The 9,792-nt window shown below is 61.0% G+C and carries 12 protein-coding genes and 1 tRNA gene; 9 read left to right on the top strand and 4 right to left on the bottom strand.

Annotated features, from left to right (window positions below; all coding sequences use genetic code 11):
* Nucleotides 1–27: 27 nt before the first annotated feature.
* Nucleotides 28–1,518, top strand: coding sequence for a pyruvate kinase (gene pyk, locus LQ144_RS00660; RefSeq protein ID WP_230116645.1), 1,491 nt, complete (start codon nucleotides 28–30; stop codon nucleotides 1,516–1,518).
* Nucleotides 1,519–1,675: 157 nt separating this feature from the next.
* On the opposite strand, the gene LQ144_RS00655 is transcribed toward pyk, so the two are convergent.
* Nucleotides 1,676–2,281: a response regulator gene (locus LQ144_RS00655; RefSeq protein ID WP_056625858.1), complete on the bottom strand. Its 606-nt coding sequence runs from the start codon at nucleotides 2,279–2,281 to the stop codon at nucleotides 1,676–1,678.
* A 205-nt stretch (nucleotides 2,282–2,486) separates the two neighbouring features.
* On the opposite strand from LQ144_RS00655, the gene LQ144_RS00650 reads away from it, so the two are divergent.
* Nucleotides 2,487–2,568 (top strand) — tRNA-Leu (locus tag LQ144_RS00650).
* Nucleotides 2,569–2,656: 88 nt separating this feature from the next.
* A complete protein-coding gene (locus tag LQ144_RS00645) occupies nucleotides 2,657–3,787 on the top strand; it encodes a site-specific integrase (protein WP_230116644.1) in 1,131 nt (376 codons plus the stop codon).
* A gap of 17 nt (nucleotides 3,788–3,804) precedes the next feature.
* Here the strand turns inward: LQ144_RS00645 and LQ144_RS00640 are convergent, their stop codons facing one another.
* On the bottom strand, nucleotides 3,805–4,050 hold the full coding sequence (locus tag LQ144_RS00640) for a hypothetical protein (RefSeq protein ID WP_104174899.1): 246 nt from the start codon (nucleotides 4,048–4,050) through the stop codon (nucleotides 3,805–3,807).
* 57 nt (nucleotides 4,051–4,107) lie between these two features.
* Nucleotides 4,108–4,383 (bottom strand): winged helix-turn-helix domain-containing protein, encoded by a 276-nt coding sequence (locus LQ144_RS00635; RefSeq protein ID WP_230116643.1) that lies wholly within the window; start codon nucleotides 4,381–4,383, stop codon nucleotides 4,108–4,110.
* Between the two features lie 229 nt (nucleotides 4,384–4,612).
* Here LQ144_RS00635 and LQ144_RS00630 point away from each other — a divergent pair, with 229 nt between their 5' ends.
* The gene (locus LQ144_RS00630; RefSeq protein WP_230116642.1) at nucleotides 4,613–5,116 is read left to right on the top strand and encodes a hypothetical protein; all 504 of its coding nucleotides are present in this window, start codon (nucleotides 4,613–4,615) and stop codon (nucleotides 5,114–5,116) included.
* Here the strand turns inward: LQ144_RS00630 and LQ144_RS00625 are convergent.
* The gene (locus LQ144_RS00625; protein WP_230116641.1) at nucleotides 5,070–5,393 is read right to left on the bottom strand and encodes a helix-turn-helix transcriptional regulator; all 324 of its coding nucleotides are present in this window, start codon (nucleotides 5,391–5,393) and stop codon (nucleotides 5,070–5,072) included. The genes LQ144_RS00630 and LQ144_RS00625 overlap by 47 nt on opposite strands.
* A 311-nt stretch (nucleotides 5,394–5,704) precedes the next feature.
* Between LQ144_RS00625 and LQ144_RS00620 the strand changes: the two genes are divergently transcribed.
* From LQ144_RS00620 to LQ144_RS00600, 5 genes are all read left to right on the top strand, one after another.
* The gene (locus tag LQ144_RS00620; RefSeq protein WP_230116640.1) at nucleotides 5,705–6,487 is read left to right on the top strand and encodes a sigma factor; all 783 of its coding nucleotides are present in this window, start codon (nucleotides 5,705–5,707) and stop codon (nucleotides 6,485–6,487) included.
* A 452-nt stretch (nucleotides 6,488–6,939) separates the two neighbouring features.
* Complete coding sequence (locus tag LQ144_RS00615; RefSeq protein ID WP_230116639.1) at nucleotides 6,940–7,263, top strand: hypothetical protein; 324 nt, start codon at nucleotides 6,940–6,942, stop codon at nucleotides 7,261–7,263.
* A gap of 59 nt (nucleotides 7,264–7,322) precedes the next feature.
* On the top strand, nucleotides 7,323–7,853 hold the full coding sequence (locus tag LQ144_RS00610; RefSeq protein ID WP_230116638.1) for a hypothetical protein: 531 nt from the start codon (nucleotides 7,323–7,325) through the stop codon (nucleotides 7,851–7,853).
* Nucleotides 7,850–8,383: an NlpC/P60 family protein gene (locus tag LQ144_RS00605; protein ID WP_230116637.1), complete on the top strand. Its 534-nt coding sequence runs from the start codon at nucleotides 7,850–7,852 to the stop codon at nucleotides 8,381–8,383. The genes LQ144_RS00610 and LQ144_RS00605 overlap by 4 nt, the downstream gene beginning before the upstream one ends.
* A 274-nt stretch (nucleotides 8,384–8,657) precedes the next feature.
* Nucleotides 8,658–9,683 carry a hypothetical protein gene (locus LQ144_RS00600; protein ID WP_230116636.1) on the top strand — a complete coding sequence of 342 codons (1,026 nt, stop codon included), beginning with the start codon at nucleotides 8,658–8,660 and terminating at the stop codon, nucleotides 9,681–9,683.
* Nucleotides 9,684–9,792 lie beyond the last annotated feature (109 nt).

The raw sequence follows: 9,792 nt of genomic DNA, 5'->3' as shown, positions 1-9,792 counted from the left end.
AATGCAAGAGACCAATAGGGTAGGTATATGAGACGCGCAAAGATTGTGGCCACATTCGGACCGGCGATTGCCAGCTATGAAAACACCCTCGCGGTGCTGGAAGCCGGCGTTGACGTAGCCCGGATGAACATGAGCCACGGCGATTACTCCGTGCATGACAACACCTACGAGAACGTCCGTAAGGCTGCGGCGGATCTCGGCAAGGCCGTTGCCATCATGGCCGACCTCCAGGGACCGAAGATCCGTCTCGGCCGCTTTGTGGACGGCCCCCATGAGCTGGCTGTCGGTGATATCTTCACGATCACCACCGAGGACGTGCCCGGCACCAAGGACATCTGCTCCACCACGCTGAAGAGCCTCACCGAGGACGTCAACGTGGGCGACGCGCTGCTGATCGATGACGGCAAGGTCGCGCTGCGCGCCATCGAAGTGGACAACGTCAAGGTTGTCGCCCAGGTGACCGTGGGCGGCATGGTGTCCAACAACAAGGGCATCAACCTGCCGGGCGTTGCCGTCAACGTCCCCGCGCTGAGCGTGAAGGACGAGGACGACCTGCGCTGGGCGATGCGCCGCGGCGTGGACATGGTTGCCCTGTCCTTCGTGCGTGACGCCACGGACATCAAGCGCGTCCACGAGATCATGGACGAAGAAGGCCGCCGCGTTCCGGTGATCGCCAAGATCGAGAAGCCGCAGGCCGTGGAGCAGCTCCACGAAATCATCGACGCGTTCGACGCCATCATGGTGGCCCGTGGCGACCTTGGCGTGGAGCTTCCGCTGGAGGAAGTGCCGATCGTTCAGAAGCGCGCCATCGAACTGGCACGGCGCTGGGCCAAGCCGGTCATCGTGGCCACGCAGGTCCTCGAGTCCATGATCGACAACCCGCGCCCCACCCGCGCTGAGGCTTCCGACTGCGCCAACGCGGTGCTCGACGGCGCCGATGCGGTCATGCTCTCCGGTGAGACCAGCGTGGGCAAGTACCCGATCGAGACCGTCAAGGTCATGGCACGGATCATCGAGTCCACCGAGGAGCACGGCCTGGAGCGCGTCCCCCCGCTGGGCACCAAGCCCAAGACCCGCGGTGGCGCCATCACCCGTGCCGCCGTCGAAATCGCCGATCAGCTGGACGCCAAGTACATCTGTACTTTCACCCAGTCTGGTGACTCCGCACGCCGCCTGTCCCGCCTCCGCCCGATCAAGCCGGTCTTCGCGTTCACTCCGGTGGAGCACGTGTGGAACCAGCTGGCGCTGACCTGGGGCATCCAGCCGGTGCTGGTGGCCATGGTGGGCCACACGGATGAAATGACGGCACAGGTTGACCGCAGCCTGCTGGACATGGAGCTCGTGGAAGATGGTGACCTTGTGGTCATCGCTGCCGGTTCCCCTCCCGGAAAGGCCGGTTCCACCAACTCGCTGAAGGTCCACAAGGTGGGCGACCTCGCCGACACCTCACGCCTGGGCGAGGGGACGACCAACCGCGAGAAGCTCGGCCCCTGGCCGGAAAAGAAGAAGAAGAGCTAGTTCCAGGTCCTGCTGGGTAGCTGAGACCAAAAGGGAGGGTCCCCGCCGTTGGGCGCGGACCCTCCCTTTTTCGTTGAGAACGAAAAGGTTCTTCTGGGAACAAAAGGAGGGTCCCTGCCGATTGGCGGGGACCCTCCTTGGTTGCTTGGTCTCGGTGTTAGTTGACCTGGTTGATGATGGTCTCGGCCACTTCGCGCATGCTCAGGCGGCGGTCCATGGAGGTTTTCTGGATCCAGCGGAAGGCTTCCGGCTCCGTCAGGCCCATCTTGGTGGTGAGAAGGCTCTTGGCGCGCTCCACGAGCTTGCGGGTGGCAAACTGCTCCTGGAGGTCCGTGACCTCGTTTTCGAGGGCCTTGATCTCCTCGTGGCGGGAGAGGGCGATCTCCAGGGCGGGGATGAGGTCGGCCGGCGTGAAGGGCTTGACCACGTAAGCCATAGCGCCGGCGTCGCGGGCGCGCTCCACGAGTTCCTTCTGGCTGAAGGCGGTCAGCAGCACCACGGGGGCGATGCGAGCCTTGACGATCTTCTCGGCTGCGGTGATGCCGTCCATGACGGGCATCTTGACGTCCATGAGGACGAGGTCGGGCTTGAGCTCCTCGGCCAGCTGCACGGCCTTCTCGCCGTTGTCGGCCTCGCCAATGACGTCGTAGCCCTCGCCGCGCAGGATCTCGATGATGTCCAGGCGGATGAGGGTTTCGTCTTCGGCGACAATTACGCGGCGCGCCGGCTGGGACGTGGTGTTTGACTCCGTCGGTTCTGACACGGGATCTCCTTGAAAAGGTACGGCGGGAACATGACTATCTTAGTTGCGCCCGGGTTTGTACTTGGATCTGCATGGCTTGTTGCGGCGGCACTGGCGCGATTCTGGAATTCAGCCTATCTGCATGTAGAGTAAATCCGCGCACTGGAAGTGGCTGCGTTGCTCACAACACCCTGTGGGCCTACGATTGTTACTCCGTGTACTCCGCGCCCGAGTGGCGGAATTGGCAGACGCGCCGCACTCAAAATGCGGTATCGAAAGGTGTGTGGGTTCGAGTCCCACCTCGGGCACAGTGTTTCCGCAGGTCAGCGGGGTTTTGGACCCCGGAGTGTGCACAAAAGCTCGTTTTTTGTGCACACGAAGCCTAGAATTTTGGGCATGGCCAGCGTTTGGGAACGAAAAAAATCGGATGGATCGACGTCCTTTACGGTCCGCTGGCGGAATCCCGAGACGCGCAAGCAAGAGGGGATTACCCTCGCTACGTCCGCCGAAGCCCAGACGCTGAAGCGCCTCCTCGACGCGAACAACCAGTCCTTCGAAATCGCCCAGCATGCGATGGTCAAGAACCAGACCAAATCACCCACTGTGGCGGCGGTGATCCAGGAACACATCGACCTTCTGGTGCGCCCGTCCGTCGGGACGGTCCACACGTACCAGACGATGTTGAAGCTGCACATCGCGGACGTCATCGGCCACATCCCAGTGGACAAGCTGGACTACCGGCACCTGACCTACTGGATCAAGACCATGCAGAAGAAGGGCAGGTCTCCGAAGACCATCAAGAACAACCATGGCCTGATCTTCGCGGCCATGGAGACGGCCGTAATGCTGCGCTATCGGAAGGACAATCCTTGCCGACATGTTCAGCTCCCGTCGGGCGAAAAGGCAGAGGACGAGGCCCGGTTCCTGACGCACGCCGAATTCGGGATGATCCTTGAAGGTATGGGGGAGCGGTACAGGGCTTTCACCGAGTTCCTGGTCATGACCGGAACCCGCTTTGGCGAGGCCACTGCCGTGACCGTGGCTGACGTGGACCTGATGTCCAAGCCAGCAACAATGCGGATCAATAAGGCGTGGAAACGGGGCGCTGATTCCGAGTACTACATCGGTGCGACCAAGACGGGCGCCGGCAAGAGGACGGTTTCCTTGAACCCGCATTTGGTGGAGGTGCTCATTCCGCTGGTGGCCAGCCGGCCTGGTTCGGATCTTTTGTTTACGACGCCTAAGGGTGAGCGGATCATTCACAAGCTGTATTGGCATCACTATTGGGTTCCGGCGGTCAAGGCGGCGCAGGCCCGTGGGCTGACCAAGTCGCCGCGGATTCACGATCTGCGCCACACCCACGCGTCCTGGTTGATCCAGGACGGCGTTTCTCTGTTCACTATCTCCAGGCGCCTGGGGCATGCGTCCACTCGTACAACGGAGCAGGTGTACGGCCACTTGATGCCACAAGCCCTTCAAGATGCCGCTGACGCCGTCGAGCGTTCAGCCGTTGTCTGGCGTGGGTAGCTGCGGCAGTCGCCAAACTAGGAGTATTTCTGGCGTGCCTGGGCCCGGGTACCGATCATTCTGACGGAGGCCGGGGATGCACTCGTTGACCGGACTTCGCGCAGCTGGGCAATCTCTTTCAAGTGGACAGACGTAAAGACGATCTTTCCTTTGCCCCAGACGGAATGCGGGAACTCTCCCTTGGCGGCCCCTTCGCGGAGCCATGCCTCTGAGCACTTGAGGACCGAGGCAGCCTCGGCCGGCTCGAAGAATTCGAGTTTCATGCTTCTTCGATCCTTTCGTGAATTTCGCTGCGGCAGTGCTCCGTGCTGAGTCCTGCCCTAGTTCATCGGAGCTGGTCCATCCGGCTGCATGACCGCGTTGCCGAAAGTCGCTGCAAAGTCATGGGTCTGGCGTTGCACTTGCTCGGGAGAAGCCGCGAACTGGTTCGAGGATCTCTGGACGAGACCGGCGTTTCCGAGGAAGTTGAGCTGCCTGCGGATGGTCGACGGCGATGCCTGCAGCTCGGCTCCGATTTCGCTGCACGTTGATGGACCGTTCTTGAGTAAGAAGCGGACAATTTGGCTTCGCGTTCGGTTCATCAGGATGTTCGACATGGAGACCGGAACCTAAGGAATGAAGGGAGCGTGTTGCTGTAGACGGGTCTACAGCAGCAGGGTACCCCTGCTGAGGTCATGATGGAAGGGCCTGTTTTTGCCCATGAATCTTCTAAGGCACCGGGACCCTGATTGCCGACGCGCATGTCTCGCGGAATACTGGGCGGTAGGGCGGGGGCAGTACCTGACTTGGACTGCCGGTGCTGAAGTGGCTGATCAAGGGGCGGTTATGCGGATTGACGAGACAGGGCACGGTGCGGGGATGTCGCCTCAGTCCCAGCTCGCCCGTCGTTTGAATCTGCTGCTCGACGTTGTAGTTGCAGAGCGCGGGAAACCGGTGACGTTCAGGGAAGTGCAAGCAGACCTTGCCCGGAGGGGCATCAAATTGTCCCGCGCGCGCTGGTTCTACATGAAAGAAGGGACTGGCCGCCTGGTTAGCGATCCGGTTTTGCTGGCTGGCCTCTGTGACATCTTCAAGGTAGACCCGTCCTATCTGTCCGGCGATGATGCAGCCTTGCCCCAACGCATTGATTCCCAGCTCGAGTTCGTCAAGTCCCTGCGTGCGGCCCGTGTGAAGACCTTCGCCGCCCGAACCCTTGGGGACGTATCACCGGAGACCTTGCAGGCCATATCTGAATATCTCAACAAGGATATTGGACGCCACCCGGGCGGGGAGCAGGCGGCGGCTAGCCCTCCAGAAGATAGTCATGATGAGCCGCCAGCAACTCCTTGATCCTTGCCGGGTTGGCTGAATAGCGCGGCGATCGGCCGTGGCGACGGCCTGGTTCGACATCGACGACGATGGCGCCGGACTCCTCCAATGCCAGCAGGTGCTTGGCCACACTAGGTTCGCCGGCGCTGACTGATGCCGCAATGTCCCCACGGGAGGCCGGCCCGTGCGCCGAAAGGTAGCGAAGGATCTCATTCCGTGAACGGTTGCCAAAGGTCGCGACGGCGGCCTCGACGTCAACTGACCAGGCGTCGTCGTGAGGCTGGGTAATCCTTGGCATGGAACCATTCTTATCTACAGCTCGAAGAAAAGTAAGACCCGTCGTCTTGACGATACTTTAATTATCCTTGAGAATAGTTTGCATAGCCTTATTGCATTCGTGGTCGGCCGTGGTTTAGCGGCCATTCTTGAGGTGTCGGGCGTGCCGCCACCGGACTTATTGGAAGCGTTTAGTCGAAGCGGTGAAGACCCGTGCGAGTCGAAGCCAGAGCAAATCAGGCCCAACATGACGAACCAAGTGCAGTTACCGTTGATGTTTCCTTGCGCAGGCCGCCAGCGCCGGCAGTGCTGGCAGTCCCGGTGGATCAGATCATGGTCGCCGTTGACGGTGTGCGCCGATATGTCGTTTCGCATCTGTCCCGGATCGGCCGCGCCTGCGACGTGGACGACGTTATGCAGGACATCCGGGTAGCGGTGTGGGATGGCGTCACCCGTGGCCATTATCGGCAACTCCCAGGTGTTCCCTTCGGGGCCTGGGTCCAGGGAGTGTGCGCCAACGTGTGCGCCGCGCACATCCGCAGGGAACTGAGCCATCAGACGTTCCCGTTGCTCATCGAGCCCGGGGATGCAGACGATCCGGCGTCGCTCGATGCGCTCGCGATTCTCGGTATAGGCGGCGTGGATCGAAGTGCTGAGAAAATCATCGATCAGGAGTGGGCGCGAACGATTATCGAACTGACGCGGGCAAGCGTGCCGGGGCAAGTTTGGGACCTCGCCGTTGACAGTCTGACCGGGCCCCGCCAGTACGGTCCGCCGTCGCCGCAGGACCGCCGCCGATGGCATGCTGCGACCGTGGTGCGCCAAACAGCGAGGACTGTTCAAAACGCACTGGAGGTTGAGCCGGCGGAGATCCGCACTATCGCGGACGTATGCCAGCGTGCGGCAGATTGCCTGCCCACAACTGTGCTGCGCCGTACTGCGGCAACCATTGTTCGTCCCGATCTGCGAGGACCAGAGCGGGCCAGGGCTTTGGCGACGTTGGCTACTGAACTCGGCGTCACTGAGCGCTACGTGGCCGTGCAGATCGGCTTCGCCCGAAGGCTGTATCAGACGTCCTGGCGGATTCTCCGGGGTGGAAGGCGACCTGCCCGCTAAAGTCATGTCCTCAACGGCTCAGTCTGCAATGAACTGGCGAGGAGGCTGGAATGTCGTTGACCCGGAGAATTGCATTGCCTGGCTCGAGCAGCCAACGGCGATGGTTGTTCCTAGCGTTCGTGGTTTTGAGTGTGGCGACCGTGTTGTTCGCTTTGACGCGGCCTAACCTGACTCCCGCACCTGAGCCCGGTCCAGCGCCGTCGACGGCGCCCACTCCCCAGGTATCGGTGGCCCCATCTGGTGGGCCGCAGTCGGGTCCTTCGACGACGGCTCCCGCCGTTGAAGGACCCGACACTTATGGCGTGCCTCGCACAACTGACTTCCGCAGAGTGGCCTCGGCGGCGGCCACTGCGATTTACACATGGGACACGCGTAGGGCGTCGTACTCCGAGGTGTACTCCGGGCTCCGAAACTGGTGGCATGTGCTCCCCGATCGGTCCAATCCTCTGGCCGTGTTTGTCCAGGAGTTCGAAGCGACTGGGATCAATGCCGGGACCTATCAGTATCTGGCCGGGCAGCAGGCGTACCGTTCGGCGGGGGTCGAATCCATGGTGTGTGACAGTGAGCTGGCCAGGGTGCGAGAGCGACCGGCGCCTTGGGCGGGATTGCACGTGTGCACCGTTTCTCTTCGCGTCGTGGATCAGTCGGTTTCTGCCCGCAACTCGTATTCGACTCCGGTCAGCGTCATGATCAACTGTCCGCCAGCTGCCAGTGCCCCTGCGGATCATTGCATTATGGTCGGCTTCTACGCCATGCCGAACAGGATCGTCTACTAATGCCGGCTCCGGCGATGTTGGCTGTCCTGGCAAGGCGCCGGATAATCCTCCGGTCTCTAGTGGCCGCGACTACGACAGGGATCCTCGCAGGTGCTTTTGCGCTCTGCGCGGCCGTTGCGGTGCTAGGCGCCAACGCAACGAACACCGGCTCGATCTGCTCGTCCGCCGGGTTGAGCGGTCAGCTAGGCGCCGACGCGGGTGGTGCCTTGGACATTGGCAATAGCACACAGGCGCCGGTCAACCTGACGGCCCGGCAATTGAGCCTCGCGGGGGACTACATTTCAGTCGGCAAACAGTTGGGTGTGCCGCGAGATGGGCAGATCATCGCAATCATGATGGCTCTGCAGGAATCCAGCCTCAGAGTGCTGGCCAACGTGAACGTCCCCGGGTCACTCAACTATCCCCACGACGGTGTTGGAAGCGACCACGACTCCCTTGGCACGGCCCAGCAACGTCCAGCTGCCGGATGGGGGAGTGTCGGAGAGCTGATGGATCCCATCTATAACGTCCGGGCCTTCTATGGCGGACCGTCTGGTCCCATCAGGGGAGCCCTCGCGGGCTACTGGACATTCTTGGATGGCAATCCATGAGCAAAGGCCAGGCTGCCCAGGCTGTTCAGGTCTCGGCGTTTCCTGAGCTGTACGCGCGATGGGAGCCGGAAGCATCGGCCATCGTTGATGCGCTCGCCGGCGGAGCGAAACCTGCTCCTTGCGTCGATACGCCGACTGCCTCAACGCTTTCAACGGCATCGGCAGGTCTGAGCCAGATTCGAAAGAATATCGTGCGGTTTACCCAAGCCGGCGTCGGTGGGTCCTATGTGTGGGGCGGCACGGCGTTCAAAGCGTGGGACTGCTCCGGCTTCGTCCAGTGGATCTATCGGCAAGCCGGAATCAGCGTCCCAAGGGTGGAGCAATGGAGGGTTGGGGTGCGGACGAACAATCCGCAGCCAGGAGACTTGGTAGTGCAAAACGCGCAGGGGCCGGACAACTGGGGCCATGTTGGCATCTACGCCGGCGGAGGCATGATGTACAGCGCACTCAACCCCTCTGTGGGGACGCTGCTGCACCCGATCGCCTGGAATTCAGATACGGCATACTTCGATCTACTAACGTACAGGTAGAAGTTGCGACCGCCGCCGCCCCCTCCTGCATTCTCTGGTGAGCTGAGGGCCGGAACCGATGCTTGGGAGCGGGACCCGTACCCGTCTTCAGGGATGTCGCACGCCACCAACGATCTCAGCTGCCACAACGGGGACCAGCGGATCAAGCCTGCCCCGGCGTCACGAACGCACTCGTGGAGTGCTATTCCTTGACGAGGCGTCAAATCAAGGACACACAACGGCCTCGTTCAACGCTTGAGAGAGGTTCTCGCTGCCGTTGGATAGCGTTGAGTCCATGCGTGCCATCGATCTTGAAGCCAGAGTAATTTCCGCTGTAGACCAGCTCCGTGCAGGTCAGAATGTCGAGCACGATCTGATTGAATGCAAGAGGAGCTGGCCGCAGGAGAAGAAAGCGCGCCAACTGGCCGGAAGCCTCAACCGAGCAGGCGGTGACCCGGTGATATACATCATCGGAATCGATGAAAAGACCGGCGCCGTGCACGATGTTTCGGACACGGACATCCTGGACTGGTGGTCCCAAATAGTCCCGCAGTTCGATCACACACCGCCTGAACTGGTACGGCATTTGAATGTCCAGGTTGGTGAAGGGCGAGACCATGTGGTTGCTCTGGCGGTTGCGTCCGACCGGGCCCCCTACGTAGTAAAGACAGGCAGCGCGAATCCTTCCCTAGAGGTGCCGATGCGAGAGGGTACGGGGACTAGAAGTGCTCGACGCGATGAGCTGCTTCGCATGTTGATACCGGCCGTCCGTTTGCCGCAGGTTCTGGTCCTGCATGTTGGTCTACGTGCCGATTACTACCCTGAAACACCGCGTGGTAATGAGGCGCGAGTGCACGTTGGGGGACAGATGCGGCTCTATGTGGAGCACAACGACGTCAACATCGTGACGTTGCCAGCTCACGGCATGAGAGGGCGGCTAACCGTAGGCAACGAGAAGTTCGACATCGCAGTGTCACCCCCTCAAGAAGAAGGCAGCGTCCCTACGGGCCAAACACACTTCAGATTCCAGAGGCCGAGCGATGGAGTCGTTTTGAGAGCACCCCGTGCGGTGCCGTTGGGACTGACAGTGGCAGGTATTAAGCTCGAACACGTCCGACTCTTTAATAGCGCCGCCGAGCTAAAAGTGGATGTGGCACTCGAAGTCTTGCATGCTAAGAAGTCCCTCAGAGTTCAAGCTGTCCTGAATCGAGACAGCGATAGCAATGTTGGCCAGCAAGGTGTCGTCGATGGTGTTTACACGAACAGCTTTTCGCCTGGAAATTGGAGCTTTAGGCACGGAATCTCACCTTTCGACGACTGATCCTCAGCAACTTGTCGACGGCGGCGCAAGTTCGATCGAATCCTGGGATGACGAACCGGTTTGCACCTTTGAGTCCTCGCCGGCTCCCAGTCCGTAAAGCCCGACCGCA

Source organism: Arthrobacter sp. Bi83, assembly GCF_918698095.1.
In the GTDB taxonomy this organism is placed as follows: domain Bacteria; phylum Actinomycetota; class Actinomycetes; order Actinomycetales; family Micrococcaceae; genus Arthrobacter.
Note: the sequence above shows the minus strand (reverse complement) of the source record. Positions and strands in the feature narration are given on the sequence as shown.

What these genes read in the sequence shown, in the direction of transcription:
- LQ144_RS00620 (WP_230116640.1), top strand. Translation starts at nt 5,705, where the DNA reads ATGGTCGCCGTTGACGGTGTGCGCCGATATGTCGTTTCGCATCTGTCC.
- pyk (WP_230116645.1), top strand. Translation starts at nt 28, where the DNA reads ATGAGACGCGCAAAGATTGTGGCCACATTCGGACCGGCGATTGCCAGC.
- LQ144_RS00635 (WP_230116643.1), bottom strand. Translation starts at nt 4,383, where the DNA reads ATGTCGAACATCCTGATGAACCGAACGCGAAGCCAAATTGTCCGCTTC.
- LQ144_RS00640 (WP_104174899.1), bottom strand. Translation starts at nt 4,050, where the DNA reads ATGAAACTCGAATTCTTCGAGCCGGCCGAGGCTGCCTCGGTCCTCAAG.
- LQ144_RS00645 (WP_230116644.1), top strand. Translation starts at nt 2,657, where the DNA reads ATGGCCAGCGTTTGGGAACGAAAAAAATCGGATGGATCGACGTCCTTT.
- LQ144_RS00605 (WP_230116637.1), top strand. Translation starts at nt 7,850, where the DNA reads ATGAGCAAAGGCCAGGCTGCCCAGGCTGTTCAGGTCTCGGCGTTTCCT.
- LQ144_RS00625 (WP_230116641.1), bottom strand. Translation starts at nt 5,393, where the DNA reads ATGCCAAGGATTACCCAGCCTCACGACGACGCCTGGTCAGTTGACGTC.
- LQ144_RS00630 (WP_230116642.1), top strand. Translation starts at nt 4,613, where the DNA reads ATGCGGATTGACGAGACAGGGCACGGTGCGGGGATGTCGCCTCAGTCC.
- LQ144_RS00600 (WP_230116636.1), top strand. Translation starts at nt 8,658, where the DNA reads ATGCGTGCCATCGATCTTGAAGCCAGAGTAATTTCCGCTGTAGACCAG.